Raw genomic sequence first — 22,202 nt, 5'->3', positions numbered from 1 at the left:
GGCCAGTATGCACCGGGACGCGCGTCGAGGCAAAGACGACGCGCGTGTTTCGGATCGCGCATCAAGCGAAAAAATGGGCGACGATCGGATACAGCGACAACACGAGCAAGACGGCCATCGTGATGTTGAACATGCGCAACCGGCGCGGATCCGCGAGAAAGCGGCGCAGCGACGTGCCGAACGCGGCCCACATCGTGATGCACGGCAAGCCGATCACGACGAGCACGACGGCCATCAGCGCGGCGTTCAGCGAAAGACTCGCGTGCAGGTGGATCGTGCTCGCGGCGGTGAGCACCATCATCCACGCTTTGGGATTGATCCACTGGAACGCGATCGCTTCGTGAAAGCGCATCGGGCGCGCCTTGCTGTCGCGCATCTGCACCGACGACGACGTGCCGATCTTCCACGCCAGATACAGCAGATACGCGACGCTCGCCGCTTCCAGCACCGTGTAGAGGATCGGCAGACGCTCGAACGCCTGCGCGAGCCCGAGGCCGACCGCGATCATCAGGATCGCCATGCCCGCGCTGATGCCGAGCATGTGCGGCAGCGTGCGCCTCAACCCGAAATTGACGCCCGAGGCGAGCAGCATCGTGTTGTTGGGACCGGGCGTGATGGTCGTCACCAGCGCGAACAGCGCGGCGGCTGGAAGGGCGTTCAGAAGTTCGGTGGGCATGGCGCGCTCCGCAATGAAGGATTCGATGAGCGCCAAGTGTACGGAAGGTGTCCGGTACAGTACCGGTACAGATTGTCAGGTGACTTCCTGTACGGTGTCCGGACGCGACGGGCCGTCGCGCCCAGCCAACCTCCTTACACGGGGAACGGATTGCGTTCCGCGAATCCCTGTTGATGCCAGTACGGATACGCGGGCCGCACCGCGCTCGCCTCATCGAGCTTCTTCACCTGTTCCGCCGTGAGGTTCCAGCCGACCGCGCCGAGGTTCTGCCGCAGTTGCTCCTCGTTGCGCGCGCCGATCAGCACGGTCGCGACCGTCGGGCGCTGCAGCAGCCAGTTGAGCGCGATCTGCGGCACGGTCTTGCCGGTTTCCTCGGCGATGGCGTCGAGCGCATCGACGACGCGGTACAGATATTCGTCCGGCACCGGCGGCCCCATGTCGGCGGTTTTGTGCAGACGGCTCGTCGCGGGCAGCGGCTGGCCGCGCCGAATCTTGCCGGTGAGGCGTCCCCAGCCGAGCGGGCTCCAGACGATCGCGCCGACGCCCTGATCGATGCCGAGCGGCATCAGCTCCCATTCGTAGTCGCGGCCGATCAGCGAGTAGTAAGTCTGATTCGCGACATAGCGCGGATAACCGTAACGGTCGGCCACATCGAGCGATTTCTGCAAATGCCAGCCCGAGAAATTCGACACGCCCGTATAGCGGATTTTTCCGGCGCGCACGAGATCGTCGAGCGTGGAAAGCGTCTCTTCGACGGGCGTTTTCGCATCGAAGCCATGCAACTGGAACACGTCGATGTAATCCGTTTGCAGGCGTTCCAGTGCCCCGTTCACGGCCTTGATGAGATGAAAGCGCGACGAACCGACGGCGTTCGGGTCGTTGTCGTCGAAGCGGAAGGTCGCCTTGGTCGAGACGATGACCTTGTCGCGCCGGCCCTTGAGCGCCTCGCCGAGTATCGATTCCGACGTGCCGCGCGAGTAGATGTCGGCGGTGTCGAACATCGTCACGCCCGCGTCGAGGCAGATGTCGACGAGCTTGCGCGCTTCGCTCACGTCGGTCTCGCCCCACGCCTGAAAGAGTTCGCCCTTGCCGCCGAAAGTGCCGGTGCCGAAGCTCAGGACGGGAACCTTGAAGCCCGAAGCACCGAGATGTCGATATTCCATTGCGTGTCCTCGTGGATGAAGTCCATCGACGAGACTACCGCAACGGCTCGACGCATGCAGCGTCCGCGTCAGCGATGCCGCGCCGCGCGTTCGCCGAGCGAATCGTAGATCGGCGGCACGCGCAGGAGCATCGGCACGATCATCGCGGTGAAGCAGGCGGTGAGCATCGGCAGAAGCAGCGTGAAGCTCGCCGTCATTTCCGTGACGAGCACGATGCCCGTCACCGGCGCGCGCACCACCGCGACGAAGAACGCCGCCATGCCGACCACCGCGAACGTGGCGGTGTCGCCGGCGGGGCTCGCCATGCCGGGAAACCAGTCGAGACACACGCGGCCGAACACGAGGCCCGTCTGCGCGCCGAGCGCGAGCATCGGCGCGAAAAGGCCGCCTGGCGTGCCCGCCGCATACGACACCGGGCCGAGCACGAAGCGCAACGCGAACATCGCCGTCACGCTCGCGACGGTTCCCGCGCCGAGCAGCGCGCGCTCGGTGAGCGCATCGCCGCCGCCGGCGAGAGCCGGCGCGAACCACGCGAGCAGGCCGACCGCCGCGCCGACCACGGCGGCGCGCGCCGTCGCATGTTTCACCGATGCGGGCGGCGCGATCGAGTCGGCGACATCGAGCGTCCAGAGAATGACGCGGCTGTACAGCGCGCCGAGCAGCCCCAGCAACAGGCCGAGCACGAGATGCGCGCCGGTCATCTCGAAGCCGGGAAACGGCTGCGCGGGCAGATGAAAGTCGGGCAGATCGCCATGCAGCAGACGCGCCATCGCGATCGCGCTCGCCGATGCGCCGAGCGCCGCGACCGCCGTGCGGGTATCGAAACGGCGCATCAGTTCTTCGAGCACGAACACTGCGCCCGCGATCGGCGCATTGAACGCCGTGGCGAGCCCCGCGCCCGCGCCGGCCGCGAGCAGCACACGGCAATCGCCGGCATTGCGCCTGAAAGACGTGCCGATGGCATGTGCGATCGATGCACCCATCTGCACGGTCGGACCTTCGCGGCCGAGCGCGAGCCCCGCGCCGATGGCGAGCACGCCGCCCACGAACTTGATCGGGATGAGCACGAGCGGCGCGGGCGGCACGCTGCCGTGCAGTACCGCTTCGACGTGTGGAATGCCGCTGCCGCTCGCCATCGGCGCGAAACGCGCGACGAGCCATGCGGCGAGCGCGGATGCCGCCGTCGCCGCGAGCACGACGAGCACGATCGCCGCATCGTGGCCCGCGTGCGCCCACGCGACGAACGCGTTGCGCCAGATATCGCCGCGTTCGAGCGCGAAGCGAAAGAGCACGCCGATCGCGCCCGTCGCCGCCCCGACGACCACCGATGCCGCCGCGAGCGGAACGAGTCCTGCGCGCTCATCGTCCTGATTGGTGACTTCGTTATCGTTCATCGCGCATGTCGCTCCGGAATCGGCATGTGCAACGAAGCGTAACATCGCGCGGCGCGGCGGGCATGGGGCTTGCAAAACGAAAGTTATTTCGCCGCGAAGCCCGTCGCGGGGTATGCAGAGGCACACAGAGGCACATGAACCACGCAAACGACGAGCCGTTTTTTCAGCCAGGGCGCAATTGCGCGAGCGTGCGTCACGCAGATCGCTTCAGTCTGCTCATCGATGGCGCCGATTATTTCCGCGTGCTGCGCGAGGCGCTCACGCGCGCGGAGCGCACGGTGTTCATCCTCGGCTGGGATATCGATAGCCGCATGAAGCTCACGCCCGAAGGCGCGGACGACGGCTATCCCGAAGCGCTCGGCGATTTTCTGCACGCGCTCGCGGGCGACAAGCGGCGTCTGCGCATCTACATTCTCGCGTGGGATTTCGCGATGCTCTACGCATTCGAGCGCGAATGGCTGCCCGTCTACAAGATGGGCTGGCGCACGCACCGGCGCATCGCGTTCCAGATGGACGGCAAGCATCCGCTCGGCGGATCGCAGCATCAGAAGATCGTCGTGATCGATGATCGCGTGGCATTCGTCGGCGGACTCGATCTCACGCGCTCGCGCTGGGACACGTCCGCGCACGCGCCCGACGAGCCGCTGCGCCGCGATGCGAACGGCGCGGCATATCAGCCGTTTCACGACGTCCACACGATGTTCGATGGCGACGCCGCGCGCGAAATCGGCCAGCTCGCACGCGAACGATGGGCCCGCGCATGCGGCAAGCGCCTCGCGATTCGCGCGCATCGGGCGACGCTGCAGAACGATCCGTGGCCGCCTTCGCGACGCGTCGATCTCGAAGATGTCGATATCGCCATCTCGCTCACCGAGCCGGATTATCTCGGCCGCGAACCGGTGCAGCAGATTCGCACGCAGTATTTCGACGCCATCGCGCGGGCGCGGCGCAGCATCTATATCGAGAACCAGTACTTCACTTCGGGGACGATCGGCGCGGCGCTCGCGGATTCGCTCGCGCGCGAGGACGGACCCGATCTCACGATCGTCGTGCCGCGCAATCAGAGCGGCTGGCTTCAGGAAGTGACGATGGGCGTGCTGCGCGCGCGCCTGCACAGGCTTCTGAAAAACGCCGACGCGCATGGACGTTATCGGCTGCTGTGCCCGAGCGTGCCGAAGCTCGGCGACGCGATCGTCAACGTGCACAGCAAGCTGATGATCGTCGACGACGAATTGCTGATCGTCGGTTCGGCCAATCTGAACAATCGCTCGATGGTCCTCGACAGCGAATGCAACGTCTCGATCGATGCGGGCGCGGATGCGCGTATCCGCCGCGCGATCGCGACGATGCGCGACACGCTGCTCGCCGAGCATCTCGGTTGCGATATCGCGGATGTGGTGCGCGAACGAGAGGCGCGCAACGGCACGAATGCGGGAATTCAGGCGCTGTTGCGCGACCGCGACGAACATCGCACGATGGTGCCGCTCGATCCGCAAGTGTCGACGGAGCTCGACCAGCTGATTCCGCCCGAGGCGCTGATCGATCCCGAAACGCCGATCGCCGCCGACGACCTCGTCGATCAGTTCGTGCCTGCGGAAAAGACGCGTCCGCTCATCGGCCGCTTCGCGCTGCTCGGCATGTTCGCGCTGATGGTCGTGGTCGTCGCGGGTCTGTGGCACTGGACGCCGCTCGGCGATTACGTGAACCTGAAGTCGCTCACGAACGCGACGCGCCATATCGATTCGCTGCCGCTCGCGCCGGTCTGGATCGTGCTCGGCTATGTCATCGCGGCCGTCATGGCCGTGCCGATCACGTTGCTGATCGCGACGACGGGCATCGTTTTCGGCGCGTCCTGGGGCGCGGCTTATGCGTTCATCGGCACGACGATTGCAGCGGCGATATCGTATTCCCTTGGCAATTGGCTCGGCCGTGACGCGGTGCGCAAGCTCGCGGGCGCGCGCGTCAACCGGCTGTCCGAACGCGTGGCGAAGCGCGGCATCGTCGCGGTCGTCGTGTTGCGGATCTTGCCCGTTGCACCATTTGCGATCGTCAATCTCGTGGCGGGCGCATCGCATATCCGCATGCGCGACTTCATGATCGGCACGATGCTCGGCATGGGCCCCGGCATCTTTCTGACGGTCGCGTTCGCGCATCAGTTCGTCGCGTCGCTGCATCGGCCGACGGTCGGCTCGTTCGCGGTGCTGATCGGCATCGGCGCGGCGCTGATCGGCGCGTCGCTGCTGCTGCAGCGCTTTCTCGGTGGCAAGAATCGTCACGACGCGCACGAAGGCGCACCGAGCGATGCGGACAAATCGCGCGCCAGCGACGAAGCCAAACGCGCGAGCGAACTGCGCGAGAACGGCACGATGCCGCGCGAATCATCGACGAAAAACGAGCGCCCCGACGAGGTCAACTCATGACGCTGATGCACGAGACCGTCATCGAACGCGAATATATGAAGGACGCGCGCGCACGCGAGCTGCGCATCGCCACATACAACTTGCATGGCGCGATAGGCATCGACGGCAAGTTCGCGCCGGAACGCATCGGCGCAGTGCTCGCCGAGATCGATGCGGACATCTTCGCGCTGCAGGAAGTGCCGCTCGGCGGCAGCGGCGCGCCCGATGTGCTCGACGTGCTGCAACGCATGACGAACCTGAACGCGGTCGCGGGCCCGACGCTCGACACGCCCGAACGGCGTTACGGCAACGCAGTGCTCACGCGCTATCCGGTGCGCGCGGTCCGCACGCTCGATCTTTCGTTCAGGAGCCGCGAGCCGCGCGGCGCGCTCGATGCCGACATCGATTGCGGCGGCGAACTCTGGCGTGTGGTCGCGACGCATCTCGGGCTTGCATCGAGCGAAAGGCGCGCGCAAGTGGAGCAAGTGCTGCAAAGCTTCGATACGCCCGCGCTGCCCGTGATCCTGCTCGGCGATCTGAACGAATGGTTCGTCTATGGCCGCACGTTGCGGCGGCTCGTCACGCACTTTCATCGCGCGAGTGCGTTACGCACCTTTCCGACGCGCTATCCGCTCTTCGCGCTCGATCGCATCTGGGTGCATCCGGGCGAACGTCTCATGCGTGTCGATGTGCATCGCACGCCGCTTTCGCGTATCGCATCGGATCACTATCCGCTCATCGCGCATATCGCGCATCGCGCATTTGCATCGTCGATGCAGCGATAAAGCGCGCGACGTATGCGATGTAAACGCGGCTCCATGACTTGCGTGTCAGCGCGACGCCACGAAAAACCCCTATAAAAACGATATAAAAGCGCAAAAGACTCGCACGAACTCGCTTGGCCTATGTAGAATCCGGCGTGATACGAACGCATCGGTGCGAACGTATTCGAATATCACTGACCAAAAACAGGTAGGAGAAACATGCCGACTTCCGCTAAAACCGCTGCCAAGAAAGCCCCGGCCAAGAAGGCCACGGCGAAGACCGCTGCCGCACCGGTGAAGAAAGCAGCAGCACCGAAAGTTGCCGCGAAGAAAGTAGCCGCGAAGAAGACCACGAGCGGCGCTCCCACGCCGATCAAGGACACGTTCACGAAGGCATCGCTCGCAACGCATCTCGCAGATCGCGCCGCTGTCGACGTGAAAGCGGTGAAGGCCGTGCTGGTCGCGCTGGAAGACACCATCCTCGGTTCGATCCACAAGAAGGGCGCTGGCGAATTCACGCTGTCGGGCCTGCTGAAGATCACCGCGCAAGCCGTGGCCGCGAAGAAGAAGCGCTTCGGCAAGGACCCGTTCACGGGCGAGGAGCGCTGGTTCCCGGCCAAGCCGGCAAGCGTTCGCATCAAGGCGCGCGCGCTGAAGAAGCTGAAGGACGCAGCGGCTTAAGTATCTTTCGCCGGCATCACGGCTTCGGTTTCGTTGGCGAAATCGAAGCGCGTCGAACAAGAGGCCAGCTTCCCTTCATTGGGATGCTGGCCTCTTTTGCTTTCTCGTCCCTTGCTTTTGCGTTCCTTGCTTTTGCTTTCCTTATGACGCGCGCGCGTTGAAAGGCGCGAAGATCTCGCTCAACCAATCCGCGAAAACCCGTACGCGCGCGGAGAGCTGCCGGTTATGCGGATACAGCACGGAGATAGGCATCGGTGGTGGCGGAAGGTTGGGAAGCACGAGTCGCAGACGACCATTGTTCAAAGCATCGTCGACGTGATAGCGCGGCACCTGCACGATGCCGAGTCCGGCGAGCGCGGCTTGCGTATAGAGTTCGACGCCCGACACCGAAACCGACGCCTGCAATTCGATGGTCTCGATACGCCCGTCGACGCTGAACTCCAGCGGCAATGCGCGACCCGTCGCGCTCGATACGAAGTTCACCGCGCGATGCGATGCAAGCGCTTCGAGATCATCCGGCGTGCCTTCACGCGCGAGATACGCGGGACTCGCCACGGTGACTTGTTCGAGCAGCGCGACGCGCCGGCCGATCATCGACGAATCCTGCAACATGCCCGCGCGCAGCACGCAATCGACGCCTTCGCGCACGAGATCGACGAGCCTGTCGTCCTCGCCGATATGCAGTTCGATCTGCGCATGACGCTCGAGAAACGCGGGCAGTCCCGGCATGATGAAATGCCGCGCGAGCGTGCCTTGCAAATTCACGCGCAACAAACCCTTCGGCTCCGCGTGCTTGAACGAGCCTTCCGCTTCTTCCAGATCGGCGATGAGACGCACGCAACGCCGATAGTGCTCTTCGCCATCGGGCGTGAGGCGCACCGTGCGCGTCGTGCGTTCGAGCAGGCGCGCGCCGAGCCGCTCTTCCATGCGCTTCATCAGATTAGTGACGGTGGCGCGCGGTATCTGCAGATCGTCGGCCGCTTGCGTGAAGCTGTGCCGCTCCGCGATACGCACGAAGACCTGCATTTCCTGGAATCGATCCATGGCGAATGGGCGGTGAATTGTTAAAGCTACTGGAACGATGATACTAATCCACGCACGATGATCGCGAAAACGGAATGATTCATCATGCTTCTCATCGAACAGCCACTTTGAGGAGCCCATCATGAGTCAGACTCAATCGAAACGCGTGGCGATCGTCACGGGCGCGTCGCGCGGCATCGGCGCCGAGATCGCGCGGCGTCTTGCACGCGACGGCTTCGCGGTCGCGGTGAACTATGCGTCGAGCGCGAAGGAAGCGGATGCGCTCGTCGTGCAATTGCGCGAAGCGGGAAACACGGCGATCGCCGTAAAAGCGGATGTCGCCAAAGCCGACGACGTGCGCGACATGTTCGAGACCGTCGAAGCGCAGCTCGGCAAAGTCGATGCGCTCGTCAACAACGCGGGCGTTCTGAAGACCGCGCCGCTCGCCGACACGAGCGATGCGCTTTACGACCAGACGTTCGATATCAACGTGCGCGGCACGTTCAACACGCTGCGCGAAGCGGCGGCGCGCATGAAGGGCGGCGGGCGCATCGTGAACTTTTCGAGCACGACGCTCGCGCTCAACATGCCGGGCTACGCGATCTACAACGCGACGAAGTCGGCGGTCGAATCGTTCACGCATGTGTTCGCGAAGGAGTTGCGCGGACGCGGCATCACGGTGAATGCGGTCGCGCCCGGACCGGTGGCGACGTCGCTGTTTCTCGAGGGCAAGACCGACGAGCAGATCGCCACGTTCTCGAAGATGCCGCCACTCGAACGTCTCGGTCAGCCGGACGATATCGCCTCGATCGTCGCGTTTCTCGTCGGGCCGGATGCGGGCTGGGTCAACGGGCAGGTGCTGCGCGCGAACGGCGGCATCGCTTAAAGCATCAGCGGGAACTGGTCGTCGGCGGGTGCGCGGCGCTTCGTCGTCGCGCGTTTCGTCTGCTGTGTGACGGCGGCGCGCGCGGGCGCGTCCTGTACGACGAGTTGGAACGCAGGCCGCGCATCGCATGCGATCCATTGCAGTTGTTCCGGCGCGAGGCGCTTCGCGATCAGGCTGTACACATCGGAGTCGAACGGGCGTAGGTCGGGCGAGTCGGCGAGGAGCGGCGCGATGCCGTCGCGTGTCGCGCATGTGCCGATATAGCACCATCGATCGATTACGTGCCACGCTTCGCGACCCGATGCTTCATCGCGCTCGCAGACGGCGATCGGCCCTTCGTGCGGCCATTTCACGAGGCGCGCGCCTTCGAGCGCATCGAGCGCACGCGAGGCGTGATCCGCGAGCGTTTCGATTCCCGCACACGACCCGAGGCAGCGTTTCACCTGATAGCCGAAGCAGCCGCGCCCCGGCGAAAGCGGCGCATTTTCGAGGCCGAGCGTCGCGTGACAGAGATTGTGTTCATCCGCCAGATGGCGCATGAACGCATGCGCTTTCGCGCGCGACGCGAACACGCCGAAGAGATGTTCCTCGCGCGACAGATCGCGTTTGTTCGCCTTCACGAGCGTCGGCGCATGCGCGCCCGGTAGCCACTGCCACGCACACGTTGCCGATGCGCCTTTGAGCAAGCGATTGTGCGTCGGCTTCAGCTCCTTCACGAGCTTCGCTTCGAGCAGCAGCGCGCCGAGCTCTCCGACCGTCTCGCGGCATTCGATGCGACGGATCGCCTGCGAGATCGACAAGTCCTTCTGAAGCCTGTGATCGCCCGAAAAATGCGCCGCAACGCGTTGTTTCAGGTTGATGCTCTTGCCGACATAGAGCGGCACGTCGTCGTCGCCGTGAAAGAGATAGACGCCGGGCGCCGACGGCAACGCATCGAGCGCGCCTTCGGGCAGCGCGGCGGGCAAGCTCGCGCGGCGCACGAGCGTTTTGATGGCTGCGTCGACGAGATCCTGCGAATAGAGCGCGTGAATCTTCTGCCAGAACTGCCAGAGCAGGTCGGCGTCGGCGAGCGCGCGATGGCGTCCTTCGGGCGCGAGATTCAGCCGCGCGATGAGCGCATCGAGACCATGTCTTTCGACCGACGGAAAGAGCGCGCGCGACAGCCGCACCGTGCACAGCGTATCCGCGCGAAACGCGATGCCCGCGCGGCGAAAGGCGTTCTTGAGGAAGCCGTAATCGAAGCGCGCGTTGTGCGCGACGAAGAGCTTGCCGTGCAGCCGCTCGGCGAGCGCGGGCGCGAGCGATTCGAAGGTGGGCTGGCCGCGCAGCATGGCGTCGTCGATGCCGGTCAGGCGCGCGATGAACGGCGGCACCGGCACGCCCGGATCGACGAGCACGCTCCAGCGCTCGATGCCCGCCGTGCTCGCTTCAACGACGCCGATTTCGGTGATGCGGTCCTCGGTCGCGTTCGAGCCGGTGGTTTCCAGATCGACGAAAACGATCGGGCGCACGAGTCCTGCGAGAAGGGCATCGGCGAGGGAATCGGCTTCGTCTTCGAAAGCGTCGGACATGATGAAACGTTGAGCGTTGAGCGGGCAGTCTAGCGCGAAACGGCCGTGCACCATGAACGCGCGCTAAAAAAGTGGCGCACGTCGCGCACTTTCGTCCGATACTGCAAGGAAATGCGGTAAAAAAACGAAGGACGCAATGATGCAGATCTACGATGAAATGCGTCAGGACGACACCGTGCGCAGTCACTACGCGCGGTTTTCACGCTGGCTCGCGCAGCAGCGCCCCGAAACCATCGCGAGAAAGCGCGCCGAAGCGGACGTGCTGTTCCGGCGCGTCGGCATCACGTTCGCGGTGAATGGCGATCTGTCCGGCACCGAGCGGCTCATTCCCTTCGACATGATTCCGCGCATCATTCCCGGCGACGAATGGCGCGTGCTCGAAGCCGGTTTGCGGCAGCGCGTGCAGGCGCTCAATCTCTTTCTGCACGATATCTACCACGACGGCGACATCGTGCTCGCCGGGCGCGTTCCGGCCGAACAGGTCTACACGAACGCGCAATATCGGCCGGAAATGCAGGGCGTCGACGTGCCGCTCGACGTCTACGCGCATATCGCGGGCGTCGATGTGGTGCGCGCGGGCGCGGCGGGCGAGTTCTACGTGCTCGAAGACAATTTGCGCGTGCCGTCGGGCGTGTCGTACATGCTCGAAAACCGCAAGATGATGATGCGGCTCTTTCCCGAACTCTTCGTGCAGAACCGCGTCGCGCCGGTCGCGCATTATCCCGACCTGCTGCTGGAAACATTGCGTTCGATCGCGCCTGAAGGCGTCGACGATCCGGCGGTCGTCGTGCTGACGCCCGGCATGTACAACTCGGCGTACTTCGAGCACACCTTCCTCGCGCAGCAGATGGGCGTGGAACTCGTCGAGGGCAAGGATCTTTTCGTCGACGACAACTATGTCTTCATGCGGACGACGCACGGCCCGCGCCGCGTCGACGTGATCTATCGCCGCGTGGACGACGACTTTCTCGATCCGCTCGCGTTTCGCGCCGATTCGGCGCTCGGCATTCCGGGCTTGCTGACGTCGTATCGCGCGGGGCGCGTGACGCTCGCCAACGCGATGGGCACCGGCATCGCCGACGACAAATCGATCTATCCGTTCGTGCCCGACATGATCGAGTTCTATCTCGGCGAGAAGCCGATCCTGAACAACGTGCCGACGTTTCAGTGCCGCAAGCCCGACGATCTCGCGTACACGCTCGCGCATCTGCCGGAGCTCGTCGTGAAGGAAGTGCACGGCGCGGGCGGCTACGGCATGCTCGTCGGGCCGGCATCGACGCAAGAGGAGATCGAAACCTTTCGCGCGTTGCTGCTCGCGCGGCCCGAAGGCTATATCGCGCAGCCGACGCTCGCGCTCTCCGCGTGCCCGACCTTCGTCGAGGCGGGCATCGCGCCGCGTCATATCGATTTGCGGCCGTTCGTGCTGTCGGGCCGCGAAGTGTCGATGTGCGCGGGCGGCCTCACGCGCGTCGCGCTGCGCGAAGGCTCGCTCGTCGTCAATTCGTCGCAAGGCGGCGGGACCAAAGATACGTGGATGGTCGAATGACATGCTGAGCCGAACCGCCGATCACCTGTTCTGGATGGCGCGTTACATGGAGCGCGCCGAGAACACCGCGCGCATGCTCGACATCAACATGGAAGGCGCGCTCCTGCCGCAAACGCCCGAGCAGGAAGCGCGCGCGCAGCGTTCGGTGCTGAAGATATCCGAGCTGGAAGACATGTTCGACGCGCGTCATCCGGGATCGCGCTCGCGCGAGGACATGCTGCACTTCATGGTCGCCGATGCGCGCAATCCGTCGAGCATCCTCTCGTGCCTGCAGGCGACGCGCGAAAATGCGCGCGCGGTGCGCGGCACGCTCACCACCGACGGCTGGGAAACGATCAACTTCACCTGGCTCGAATTCACTCAGCGCCTCGCGAACATGGAACTGCAAACGAGCCCGGATGCACTGTTCGAATGGGTCAAGTACCGCTCGAATCTGTGCCGCGGCGTGATGCAGGGCACCGCGCTGCGCGACGACGCGTTTTTCTTCATGCAGCTCGGCGCGTATCTCGAACGCGCGGACAACACGGCGCGCATTCTCGATGTCCGTTTCGCCGATGCCACGCCGAACTCGCGCGAAGCCGCGCGGCAGCTCGAAGACTTCTACTACTGGACGTCGATACTGAGTTCCGTGTCGGCGCTGGAGATTTATCGCAAGGTGTATCGCGATGTCGTGACGCCCGCGCGCGTCGTCGAACTGCTGATCCTCAACGAGCAGATGCCGCGTTCGCTGCTGGCATCGCTCGACGGCGTCTGCGACACGCTCGCGAAATTGCGCACGGACGCGTCGAAGGAATGCGAGCGTTTCGCGGGCAAGCTGCGCGCCGATGTGCTGTATGCCGACATCCGCCAGATACTCGAAACGGGCGTGCACGCGTGGCTGACGCAGTTTCTCAAGCGTGTCGACGAACTCGGCCTGCGCGTGATGCACACCTTCCTCATGTTGCCGATCGCGTGAATCATGCTGCTGACCATTCGCCACGACATCCGCTATCGCTACGCCACGCCGGTCACGTATTCGATCCAGCAGTTTCGCGTGAGTCCGGCGAGCGGCGCGTCGCAGATCGTGCGGCACTGGCATGTCGAAGCGCCGGGCAAGCTCGACCTCACGCGCGACGCCTACGGCAACGCGCTGCACACGCTCGTGCTGACGAAGCCGCACAGCGAGATTCATGCGAGCGTGGCGGGCGGGATCGAAACGGAGGCTTTATCCGATGGCCGTCTCTTCGATGAAGCCGGTCCGATTCCGCTCGAACATTTCACCTGTCCCACGCGGCTTACCGCGCCCGATGCCGCGATCCGCGAGCTCGCGCACGGCGTCGACGCGCTCGATACGCCCGCGTCGCTCATCGCGCTGACGGAGCGTATCGGCGAGCGCGTGCGGTATCGCAAGGAGCCGGCGTATGCGGCGGGCACGGCGGCGCAGGCGCTCGCGAGCGGCTTCGGCGATGCGCGCGATCTCGCGCATCTGATGCTCGCGTGCTGCCGCGCGCGGGGCGTGCCGGCGCGCTGCGTGAGCGGCTATCTGGATGCCGACGTGCACGCCTGGACCGACGTGTGGATCGAGCACGGCTGGGTGTCGATCGATGCGACCCGGGCGGCGTTCGCGGGCGAGCGTCATTGCCGCCTTGCCGTCGCGCGCGATTACGAATCGGCGGCGCCGGTGCGCGGCTCGCGCGTCGGCGGGAAGGAGGAAACGCTGACGGTGCATGTGAGCATCGATACACCGCCGGATCAGTGAACGCATCGATGCGACGCGCGGTCGCGCTCAGTACAATGTGGGTTTGCTTGTTTCAGGACGGATCGACATGACTTATTGCGTGGGCATGTGCGTGGACGAGGGACTCGTGTTCCTGTCCGACACGCGCACCAACGCCGGCGTGGACCACGTGAGCGCCGCGCGCAAGATGGCTGTTTTCGAACAGCCGGGAGAGCGCGTACTCGTCCTGCTCGCGGCGGGCAATCTCGCCTTGACGCAGGCGGTGACGCATCTGCTCGTGGAGCCCTCCGATCCGAACGCGCCCACGCTGTATAGCGTCCAGACGATGGCGGAAGCCGCGCGCATCGTCGGCGATGCGGTGCGCGAGGTGCATCGGCGCGACGCGCTGTCGCTCGCTGAATTCAGCGTCGACTTCAATTGCAGCTTCATCCTCGGCGGACAGATCTTCGGCCAGCCGCCGCGACTCTTCATGATCTACGCGGCGGGCAATTTCATCGAATCGACGCGCGTGTCGCCGTATTTCCAGATCGGCGAATCGAAGTACGGCAAGCCGATCATCGATCGCGTCATCACGCCGTCGTCGCCGCTCGACGAAGCCGCCAAATGCGCGCTCATTTCGATGGATTCGACGCTGCGCTCGAATCTCTCGGTCGGTCTGCCGCTCGATCTGCTGGTCTACGAGAAGGACTCGCTGCGCGTCACGCGCTTCGCCACGCTCGACAACAACAGCGCGTACTACCAGATGATCAACAAGACCTGGGGCGAGCGTCTGAGGCAGCTTTTCGGCGAGATTCCGAACCCTTCGTGGACCGAGCTCGACAATGTTCCGCTGCGTCCGCGCGAGACGCGCAGCACGGTGCCGCGGCTCGTCATCGGCGATCTGCCGTGCCCGGGCGCGCCCGCGCAGACGCTCGCGCAAGACGTCGAATCGAACGGCAACGCGCCGCATCAGTGAGCGGCTTCAGGGGCACGGCAGCGGCAGCGCAATGCCCGACCTGACCGCTTGCATCTTTCGCGGCGAATCGGTGAGCACGGCCGTCATGCCGATACAGGCGGCGGCGCGATAATCGTCGGCGTTGTCGATGCCGATCGCGAGGATCGGGGTCTCGCCTCTGGTGCGAAAGCACTGCACCGCTGCGGGCGTCCAGAGTCTCGACGTCACCGCCGAGCGCGCTTCCCCGAGCGTGAACGTTTCGACCAATTCCATCTTTCTCGCATACTCGAACGCGGTCCATCTTCCGGGCGACGGTGCGTCCTTGCACGTGGATTCGAGCGCCACGTAGGCGAGGCGGGCGCGTGTCGCATCGCGCGACTCGAACAGCCGCGAACGTGCCTGCGGATAGGCCGAGAAGGCCCGTTGATAGGCGGCATCGGTCGAATAGATCAGCACGCGTGACCACGCGTTTTCCTCGTCCAGCACGCGCGCGACCGCCGCCGTCTGAGGTCCGGCGGGCAATGCCTTCATGTCGAGCATCACGGGTACGTCGGGCGGAATCACGCGCAACGCCTGCGCGAGCGATGGAATACGCAGCGCGTGATCGCGATACGGATAGCGCGTCACGCCGTTTCCATCGGCGAGGGCGAAGTTCCGTCCGGCGTCGAGATGTTGCAGCGCGCCGAAGTCGTGGTCCGCGACCGTTCCGTTGCCATCCGTGTTGGTCGAGAGATCGGCCGGGCGATAGAGCACCGGCACGCCATCGCGGGTGAGTTGCACTGTGAGCCAGATCGCATCGGCGCGATTGTGCAGCGCGCCCTGGATGGCGATCAGCGTGTTCTCCGGGTAATCGGCTGCGCCGCCGCGATGCGCGATGATCATCGGCAAGGCGGACGCGTGCGCAGTATCGGACCGATGCGCGGCTGTCGTGCAAGCGGTTGCGGCGATGCACGCGGCCATTGCAAGCGGAGCCAGAAGTCTTGAGCGAAGCGGCATTCAGCGAACCCCCGGGGCATTGAGATTCGGCCGATTCTGCCGCCGTTGTCCGGGCGGGATGACGCGCACGCGGTTGATTCAACACTTTGTTGCGCTTGCCGCTTTCGGACGCGAAAAAAAACAGCCATCGGAAAACCGATGGCTGTTCGAGGATGCTGCTGTCCTTCCGGCGCGGCACTCGCGTGCCACGCCAGTCGGTTGTTCTTAGAACTTGTGGCGCAGGCCGATGAGCACCAGTTCCTGGTGGCTGCGGCCGCTTGCGAAACCGAAGTCGCTGATCGAAGCTTGCGCTTCTTGCGTCGAGCCGTCCGCGTTGCGCTGCGTGCCGCTTGCGTGCTGATACGCGCCGACAGCGTAGACGTCCGTGCGCTTCGACAGCGAGTAGTCCGCGCCGATCGAAACCTGGTGGTAGTTCGCCGACGTGTCGCCGCTGCCGTGCGTGTACGTGTAGCCCAGGCCGAGCAGCGTTGCCGGCGTCAGCTGGAAGTTCAGGTACGCGTTGGCGACGTTGAACTTCTCTTGTTCCGTGAACGTCGAGCTGCCGTCGTTCTTGTACTGAGCGAAGCTGTACGAAGCGCCGGCCGTGAACGGACCGAACACGTACTGGCCTGCGCCGCGCGCGATGGCGACTGCGTGGGCCGTCTGGTAGCCGACGTTGATCACCGTGTTGAACAGCGAATCCGACGACGGGCTGTTCCAGCCGGTGGTGCCGGTCGTGCGGCCAGCCGTCGGGTTGTTCACGTACAGGTAGCTGGCGGCCAACGAGAACGGACCGTTGCCGTACGTTGCAGCGGCACCCCAGGTCTGGCCCTGGCCGGTAGCGCCCGCGAGGTTGCTGAAGCCGTAGATGCCTTCGAACTGGAAGCCGGAGAACACCGGCGACACGTACTTGACGGCGTTGCTCACGCGCAGGCTGTTGTCGTAGTTGTCGACGTCGCCCGGCGTTGCGAAGGCAGCGCCCCAGTAGTTGTCGGCCGTGAGGCCCTGAACCATGTCGACCGACGGGTCATACTGACGACCCAACGTGACCGTACCCCACTGGTTGCCGCTCAAACCGACGAACGCTTGACGGCCGAACAGACGACCACCCTGGTTCGACTGACCCGTGCCCGGATCGAAGCCGCTTTCCAACTGGAAGATTGCCTTGAGGCCGCCACCGAGGTCTTCCTGACCCTTCAAGCCCCAACGCGGGCCGGACAGCGTGCCGTTGACCATGCCGAACAGATGGTCGCCGTTTTCGTTGGCGTGGCTCACATATGCGAGACCGGTATCGATCACGCCATAGAGCGTCACGCTCGTTTGTGCTTGCGCCGCGCCTGCTGCGCCGAGCAGCGCCAGCGAGAGGGACGTCAGTGCGATTCGTTTCATCGAATTCTCCACGCGAATGATTAATCGTTGTTGCCGGCGCAGAGAATAACGCAACGTTTCGTAACTTCAGAAACGAAAAAATATTGACTGTCTCGAAAAACACACACTTGGGCGTGAAGCCCGCCTGTCAAGGTTCTCAGGCAGTCGCAAGGGGAATTTTGGCAGACAGGGCTATCGCGGAAAAGTTCCGCGCGCAATCGGACATTTGAATCGGATTTTCCGGACGCCGATATTCGATTACTTGCTTTTCAAATAACAAATCGCTTTCCCGGCGCGCGATCTTTCGGATTCGACGGACAGCCGCGCGACATAGCGCGCAAGCGCCTCAGCCTCGGTCGTTTTCACGCGCGGCATCGCGACGCGAAAGCAATGCGAGCGCCATTCCCGCGCCTGCCGCCACGAGCACCGCGCGCCACGGATGCCGCCGCACCGCAGCATTCGCATGCGATGCCTTGCGGCCAGCGCCGACCATCGCGAGCGCGGTGGCGCGCGTGGCCGTCGATTCGGCGCGCGCGAGCTTGCGCGACAACGCCAGCGCCCGCGCGACGGCGGATACCTTCTTGCGCGCCTGTCCCGTCAGTTGTTGCGCGTGTTGTGCGCGGGCGCCGATCGCGCGGCGCGCGCTCGCCGTGGCGGGGGCATCGTCAGGAGCGCTTGCCGGCGTGAGCGGCGCGGCGGCGGATGCGGCGCCCGCGACCGGCACAGCCGTGCGCGTCGAGGCCGCGAGCAGCGAGCCAATCTTCGCGCGGCTGCCCGGCGGCACGCGGCCATTGTTCTGCTGTCCCCATGCGCCGCGCGGATCGTGCATTCGCGCGCGCGCCGCCGAAAATTCCGCGCCCAGCAGGAGCACGGCGGCGGAGAAGTACAGCCACATCAGCAGCACGGCGAGCGAACCCGCCGCGCCGAACGCGCTCGCGGTGCCCGCGTGGGTCAGATACAAGGCGAACAGCTTCTTGCCCGCCGAGAAAAGCAGCGCGGAGACGAGCCCGCCGACGAGCGCATCGCGCCATTGCACGGGCGCATCGGGGAGGAACTTCATCAATGCGCCGAACGCGGCGGTGAGAATCGCGAGCCCGACCACGAGCTGCACGACATCGCCGACGATCACGAACGGCGAATTTGCCCACAGCCACATGCCGACCGCCTGAATCGCGGTATCGAGCACGAGCGAGACGATCAGCAGAAACGCGACGCCGAGCACGAGCCCGAACGACACGAGCCGCACGCGCACCAGCGTCATGATGCTGGAGCGCTGCTCGCCGCTCATCGGCCAGACGATGTTGAGCGCCGTGTTGAGCGATGAAAACGTCGCCGATGCACCGACCGCGAGCAGCACGAACGAGATGATCGCGGCGATGCCGGTCCCGCTGCTGCGATGCGCGTTCTCGACGATGCTCTGCACGCCCGCCGCGGCCTGATCGCCGATGAGTCCGTTCACTTGATGAAAAAGTTGCCCGCGCGCCGCCTCCGGTCCGAAGATCCAGCCCGCGACGGCGATCACCATGACGAGCGTCGGCGCGAGCGAGAACGCCGAGTAGAACGCGATGCTCGCGGCCATCGCGGCGCAGCGGTCTTCCGAGAACTGCTTCAGCGCGCCGAGCGCCCACGAAGCGTCTTTCTTCACCACCGCTTCGATCTTCTGGGTTGAGACGGAACTCATGGCGACCTCTCGGTTCGATGAATGGAGCGCGAATGTTTCACCCCGTCGAGCACGTTCCATTCCAGAACATGCGTGGCCAGGCGCGGCGCTTGCTAAAGCGACAAGGTTGCGTATGAAGTATTCGTTGCATGCAACGCGCGCAAGACCTGTGATTGGTGCAAATACCGTGTCAACCTGTCTGCGGGATGTAATCGGGCACCATATACTTTAGTAACCCAGTAACCCAGTAACCCAGTAACCCAGTAACCCAGTAACCCAGTAACCCAGTAACCCAGTAACCCAGTAACCCAGTAACCCAGTAACCCAGTAACCCAGTAACCCAGTAACCCACATTACGACGCGCCGAGGGCAATCATGCTCCAAATGTCACGGCGACAGTTCCTCAAGGTCTCTGCGAGCACGCTCGCCGGTTCGAGCCTGGCGGCAATGGGCTTCTCTCCGGCTCCCGCGCTCGCAGAAGTCCGGCAATACAAACTGTCGCGCACCACGGAAACGCGCAACACCTGTCCGTACTGTTCAGTCGGGTGCGGCATCCTCATGTACGGTCTCGGCGACAACGCCAAGAACGCAAAATCGAGCATCATCCACATCGAAGGCGATCCGGATCATCCGGTCAATCGCGGCACGCTCTGCCCGAAAGGCGCATCGCTCATCGACTTCATACATAGCCCGAGCCGGCTGACGTATCCCGAGCATCGCGCGCCGGGGTCGAACGAGTGGAAACGCATCTCGTGGGAAGAGGCGCTCGATCGCATCGCCGAGTTGTTGAAGGAAGATCGCGATGCGAATTTCGTCGAGAAGACGCCCGACGGCAAGACGGTCAATCGATGGCTGACTTCGGGCTTTCTGGCGGCGTCGGCGGGAAGCAACGAAGTTGGCTATCTGACGCACAAGACGGTGCGCAGTTGGGGAATGCTCGCATTCGATAATCAGGCGCGTGTCTGACATGGCCCGACGGTGGCAGGTCTTGCCCCGACGTTTGGCCGTGGAGCGATGACGAACCATTGGGTCGACATCAAGAACACGGACCTGATTCTCGTGATGGGCGGCAATGCAGCCGAGGCGCATCCGTGCGGCTTCAAGTGGGTGACCGAGGCGAAGGCGCATCGGCGCGCGCGTCTCATCGTCGTGGACCCGCGCTTCACGCGCACGGCATCGGTCGCGGATTTCTACGCGCCGATTCGCACCGGCACGGACATCGCGTTCCTCGGCGGCGTCATCAACTATCTGCTCACGAACGACAAGATCCAGCACGAGTACGTGAAGAACTACACGGACATGTCGTTCATCGTGCGCGAGGACTTCGCGTTCAAGGACGGCGTGTTCTCGGGCTATGACGCGGAACATCGCAAGTACGACAAGACGAGCTGGGATTACGAGCGCGGCGACGACGGCTATGTGAAGACCGATCCGACCTTGCAGCATCCGCGCTGCGTCTACAACCTGTTGAAGCAGCACTACGCCGCCTACACGCCGGAAATGGTGACGAAGGTTTGCGGCACGCCGACCGACAAGTTCCTCAAGGTCTGCGAGATGCTCGCGACGACCGCGGCGCCGAATCGCGCCGGCACGATTCTCTATGCGCTCGGCTGGACGCATCACTCAGTCGGCGCGCAGATGATTCGCACGGGCGCGATGGTGCAGCTTCTGCTCGGCAATATCGGCATCGCGGGCGGCGGCATGAATGCGCTGAGGGGGCACTCGAACATTCAAGGCCTGACCGATCTCGGCCTGATGTCGAATCTGCTGCCCGGCTACATGACCTTGCCGATGGAAGGCGAGCAGGAATACGAGGACTACATCAAGAAGCGCGCGTCGCAGCCGCTGCGGCCGAATCAACTGAGCTACTGGAAGAACTATCGGGCGTTTTACGTGAGCTTCATGAAGTCGTGGTGGGGCGATAACGCGACGGCCGACAACAACTTCGGCTATGACATGCTGCCGAAGCTCGACAAGTCCTACGACATGCTGCAGGTCTTCGAGCTGATGGCGCAGGGCAAGATGAACGGCTACATCTGCCAGGGCTTCAATCCGCTTGCGGCGGCGCCGAACAAGGCGAAGATCGGGCTCGGCCTGTCGAAGCTTAAATGGCTCGTCATCATGGATCCGCTCGCGACCGAGACGTCGGAGTTTTGGAAGAATCACGGCGAATTCAACGATGTCGATTCGTCGAAGATTCAGACCGAAGTGTTCCGTCTGCCGACGAGTTGCTTCGCCGAAGAGCGCGGCTCGCTCGTCAGTTCGTCGCGCGTATTGCAATGGCACTGGCAGGGCACGACGCCGCCGGGCGAAGCGCGAAGCGATCTCGAGATCATGTCGGGATTGTGGCTGCGCATGCGCAAGGCATATCAGGAGAAGGGCGGCAAATATCCCGATCCGATCCTGAAGATGACGTGGCCGTACGCGGACCCGGAAAGCCCGACGCCGGAGGAAATCGCGATGGAGTTCAACGGCCGCGCGCTCGCCGACGTCACCGATCCGACCGATCAGACGAAGGTCCTCGCCAAACGCGGCGAGCAACTGGCGAGCTTCGCGCAACTGCGCGACGACGGCTCGACCGCCAGCGGATGCTGGATCTTCTGCGGATCGTGGACGCAGGCGGGCAACCAGATGGGCCGGCGCGACAACTCCGATCCGACGGGCATCGGGCAGACGCTCGGCTGGGCGTGGGCGTGGCCGGCGAATCGGCGTGTGCTGTACAACCGCGCATCGTGCGATGTGAACGGCAAGCCGTTCGATCCGTCGAGAAAGCTCGTCGCGTGGAACGGGCGCGCGTGGGGCGGTCCGGATGTCCCCGACTTCAAGGTCGACGAACCGCCGGACAAGGGCATGAGTCCGTTCATCATGAATCCGGAGGGCGTGGCGCGATTCTTCGCACGCGACGGCATGAACGAAGGCCCGTTCCCCGCGCACTATGAGCCGTTCGAGACACCGCTCGGCCATAACCCGTTCTTCCCCGACAACAAGGCGGTGACGAGCAATCCGGCCGCGCGCGTCTTCCCCGACGATCGCGCCGCGTTCGGCACCGCCGACAAGTTCCCGGACACCGCGACCACGTATCGCCTCACCGAGCACTTCCACTACTGGACCAAGCACGCGCGGCTCAACGCGATCGTGCAGCCGCAGCAGTTCGTGGAGATCGGCGAGGAGCATGCGAAGGAAGTCGGCGTCGTCGCGGGGGATCGCGTGAAGGTGTCGAGCAATCGCGGGCATGTCGTCGCGGTGGCGCTCGTCACGAAGCGCATCAAACCACTGACTGTGGAGGGCAAGAAGGTGCACACCGTCGGCCTGCCGCTGCACTGGGGCTTCAAGGGCCTCACGCAGCCGGGCTATCTCGTCAACACGCTCACGCCTTCCGTGGGCGACGGGAACTCGCAGACACCCGAGTTCAAGTCGTTCCTCGTGAAGGTCGAGAAGGCATAGG

General features: G+C 64.2%; 17 protein-coding genes. 9 read left to right on the top strand and 8 right to left on the bottom strand.

The genetic code is table 11. The annotated features are described in order from the left end of the window. Positions 1–61: 61 nt before the first annotated feature. The 3 genes from LDZ23_RS19870 to clcA all read right to left on the bottom strand — a co-directional run bounded on the left by LDZ23_RS19870 (position 62) and on the right by clcA (position 3,233). Entirely contained in the window at positions 62–676 is a 615-nt protein-coding gene (locus LDZ23_RS19870) for a LysE family translocator (protein WP_033536710.1), read from the bottom strand. A 134-nt stretch (positions 677–810) separates the two neighbouring features. After that, positions 811–1,839 (bottom strand): aldo/keto reductase, encoded by a 1,029-nt coding sequence (locus LDZ23_RS19865; RefSeq protein WP_008352795.1) that lies wholly within the window; start codon positions 1,837–1,839, stop codon positions 811–813. Positions 1,840–1,907: 68 nt separating this feature from the next. Continuing rightward, on the bottom strand, positions 1,908–3,233 hold the full coding sequence (gene clcA, locus LDZ23_RS19860; protein ID WP_008352796.1) for a H(+)/Cl(-) exchange transporter ClcA: 1,326 nt from the start codon (positions 3,231–3,233) through the stop codon (positions 1,908–1,910). Between the two features lie 134 nt (positions 3,234–3,367). Between clcA and LDZ23_RS19855 the strand changes: the two genes are divergently transcribed. The 3 genes from LDZ23_RS19855 (at position 3,368) to LDZ23_RS19845 (ending at position 7,077) form a co-directional block, all read left to right on the top strand. Then, entirely contained in the window at positions 3,368–5,653 is a 2,286-nt protein-coding gene (locus tag LDZ23_RS19855) for a VTT domain-containing protein (RefSeq protein ID WP_244808160.1), read from the top strand. Continuing rightward, positions 5,650–6,417 (top strand): endonuclease/exonuclease/phosphatase family protein, encoded by a 768-nt coding sequence (locus LDZ23_RS19850; protein ID WP_008352800.1) that lies wholly within the window; start codon positions 5,650–5,652, stop codon positions 6,415–6,417. Before LDZ23_RS19855 ends, LDZ23_RS19850 begins: the two co-directional genes overlap by 4 nt. A 198-nt stretch (positions 6,418–6,615) precedes the next feature. Next, positions 6,616–7,077 carry an HU family DNA-binding protein gene (locus tag LDZ23_RS19845; protein ID WP_008352802.1) on the top strand — a complete coding sequence of 154 codons (462 nt, stop codon included), beginning with the start codon at positions 6,616–6,618 and terminating at the stop codon, positions 7,075–7,077. 141 nt (positions 7,078–7,218) lie between these two features. On the opposite strand, the gene LDZ23_RS19840 is transcribed toward LDZ23_RS19845, so the two are convergent. Then, a complete protein-coding gene (locus LDZ23_RS19840; protein WP_033536698.1) occupies positions 7,219–8,121 on the bottom strand; it encodes a LysR family transcriptional regulator in 903 nt (300 codons plus the stop codon). A 121-nt stretch (positions 8,122–8,242) separates the two neighbouring features. On the opposite strand from LDZ23_RS19840, the gene LDZ23_RS19835 reads away from it, so the two are divergent. After that, the gene (locus tag LDZ23_RS19835) at positions 8,243–8,986 is read left to right on the top strand and encodes an SDR family oxidoreductase (RefSeq protein ID WP_008352806.1); all 744 of its coding nucleotides are present in this window, start codon (positions 8,243–8,245) and stop codon (positions 8,984–8,986) included. On the opposite strand, the gene LDZ23_RS19830 is transcribed toward LDZ23_RS19835, so the two are convergent. Further along, positions 8,983–10,557, bottom strand: coding sequence for a 3'-5' exonuclease family protein (locus LDZ23_RS19830; protein ID WP_033536711.1), 1,575 nt, complete (start codon positions 10,555–10,557; stop codon positions 8,983–8,985). The two genes, LDZ23_RS19835 and LDZ23_RS19830, sit on opposite strands and share 4 nt — an antisense overlap. Before the next feature lie 139 nt (positions 10,558–10,696). Between LDZ23_RS19830 and LDZ23_RS19825 the strand changes: the two genes are divergently transcribed. The 4 genes from LDZ23_RS19825 to LDZ23_RS19810 all read left to right on the top strand — a co-directional run bounded on the left by LDZ23_RS19825 (position 10,697) and on the right by LDZ23_RS19810 (position 14,775). Continuing rightward, positions 10,697–12,103: a circularly permuted type 2 ATP-grasp protein gene (locus tag LDZ23_RS19825; RefSeq protein WP_033536712.1), complete on the top strand. Its 1,407-nt coding sequence runs from the start codon at positions 10,697–10,699 to the stop codon at positions 12,101–12,103. 1 nt (position 12,104) lies between these two features. Continuing rightward, a complete protein-coding gene (locus LDZ23_RS19820) occupies positions 12,105–13,058 on the top strand; it encodes an alpha-E domain-containing protein (RefSeq protein WP_008352812.1) in 954 nt (317 codons plus the stop codon). A gap of 3 nt (positions 13,059–13,061) precedes the next feature. Continuing rightward, positions 13,062–13,841, top strand: coding sequence for a transglutaminase family protein (locus tag LDZ23_RS19815; RefSeq protein ID WP_008352814.1), 780 nt, complete (start codon positions 13,062–13,064; stop codon positions 13,839–13,841). A gap of 67 nt (positions 13,842–13,908) precedes the next feature. Beyond that, entirely contained in the window at positions 13,909–14,775 is an 867-nt protein-coding gene (locus LDZ23_RS19810) for a proteasome-type protease (RefSeq protein ID WP_008352816.1), read from the top strand. A 6-nt stretch (positions 14,776–14,781) separates the two neighbouring features. On the opposite strand, the gene LDZ23_RS19805 is transcribed toward LDZ23_RS19810, so the two are convergent. The 3 genes from LDZ23_RS19805 to LDZ23_RS19795 form a co-directional block, all read right to left on the bottom strand. Beyond that, positions 14,782–15,714 (bottom strand): glycerophosphodiester phosphodiesterase family protein, encoded by a 933-nt coding sequence (locus LDZ23_RS19805; protein WP_008352817.1) that lies wholly within the window; start codon positions 15,712–15,714, stop codon positions 14,782–14,784. 240 nt (positions 15,715–15,954) lie between these two features. Further along, positions 15,955–17,118: a porin gene (locus LDZ23_RS19800; RefSeq protein WP_008352819.1), complete on the bottom strand. Its 1,164-nt coding sequence runs from the start codon at positions 17,116–17,118 to the stop codon at positions 15,955–15,957. Positions 17,119–17,443: 325 nt separating this feature from the next. Further along, positions 17,444–18,778, bottom strand: coding sequence for a YihY/virulence factor BrkB family protein (locus LDZ23_RS19795; protein WP_008352820.1), 1,335 nt, complete (start codon positions 18,776–18,778; stop codon positions 17,444–17,446). A gap of 354 nt (positions 18,779–19,132) precedes the next feature. On the opposite strand from LDZ23_RS19795, the gene fdnG reads away from it, so the two are divergent. Further along, on the top strand, positions 19,133–22,201 hold the full coding sequence (fdnG, locus tag LDZ23_RS19790; RefSeq protein WP_144403755.1) for a formate dehydrogenase-N subunit alpha: 3,069 nt from the start codon (positions 19,133–19,135) through the stop codon (positions 22,199–22,201). Position 22,202 lies beyond the last annotated feature (1 nt).

Origin of the sequence: Caballeronia zhejiangensis (assembly GCF_022879815.1) — a bacterium.
Classification (GTDB): domain Bacteria; phylum Pseudomonadota; class Gammaproteobacteria; order Burkholderiales; family Burkholderiaceae; genus Caballeronia; species Caballeronia zhejiangensis.
This window is presented reverse-complemented; position numbering and strand designations above follow the sequence as displayed.

Bases quoted from the DNA above. Each gene is read 5' to 3' on its own strand.
- LDZ23_RS19850 (WP_008352800.1), top strand. From the start codon at position 5,650: ATGACGCTGATGCACGAGACCGTCATCGAACGCGAATATATGAAGGAC.
- LDZ23_RS19865 (WP_008352795.1), bottom strand. From the start codon at position 1,839: ATGGAATATCGACATCTCGGTGCTTCGGGCTTCAAGGTTCCCGTCCTG.
- LDZ23_RS19830 (WP_033536711.1), bottom strand. From the start codon at position 10,557: ATGTCCGACGCTTTCGAAGACGAAGCCGATTCCCTCGCCGATGCCCTT.
- LDZ23_RS19840 (WP_033536698.1), bottom strand. From the start codon at position 8,121: ATGGATCGATTCCAGGAAATGCAGGTCTTCGTGCGTATCGCGGAGCGG.
- LDZ23_RS19855 (WP_244808160.1), top strand. From the start codon at position 3,368: ATGAACCACGCAAACGACGAGCCGTTTTTTCAGCCAGGGCGCAATTGC.
- LDZ23_RS19835 (WP_008352806.1), top strand. From the start codon at position 8,243: ATGAGTCAGACTCAATCGAAACGCGTGGCGATCGTCACGGGCGCGTCG.
- LDZ23_RS19820 (WP_008352812.1), top strand. From the start codon at position 12,105: ATGCTGAGCCGAACCGCCGATCACCTGTTCTGGATGGCGCGTTACATG.
- LDZ23_RS19815 (WP_008352814.1), top strand. From the start codon at position 13,062: ATGCTGCTGACCATTCGCCACGACATCCGCTATCGCTACGCCACGCCG.
- LDZ23_RS19870 (WP_033536710.1), bottom strand. From the start codon at position 676: ATGCCCACCGAACTTCTGAACGCCCTTCCAGCCGCCGCGCTGTTCGCG.
- LDZ23_RS19845 (WP_008352802.1), top strand. From the start codon at position 6,616: ATGCCGACTTCCGCTAAAACCGCTGCCAAGAAAGCCCCGGCCAAGAAG.
- LDZ23_RS19800 (WP_008352819.1), bottom strand. From the start codon at position 17,118: ATGAAACGAATCGCACTGACGTCCCTCTCGCTGGCGCTGCTCGGCGCA.
- LDZ23_RS19805 (WP_008352817.1), bottom strand. From the start codon at position 15,714: ATGGCCGCGTGCATCGCCGCAACCGCTTGCACGACAGCCGCGCATCGG.
- LDZ23_RS19825 (WP_033536712.1), top strand. From the start codon at position 10,697: ATGCAGATCTACGATGAAATGCGTCAGGACGACACCGTGCGCAGTCAC.
- LDZ23_RS19795 (WP_008352820.1), bottom strand. From the start codon at position 18,778: ATGAGTTCCGTCTCAACCCAGAAGATCGAAGCGGTGGTGAAGAAAGAC.
- clcA (WP_008352796.1), bottom strand. From the start codon at position 3,233: ATGAACGATAACGAAGTCACCAATCAGGACGATGAGCGCGCAGGACTC.
- LDZ23_RS19810 (WP_008352816.1), top strand. From the start codon at position 13,909: ATGACTTATTGCGTGGGCATGTGCGTGGACGAGGGACTCGTGTTCCTG.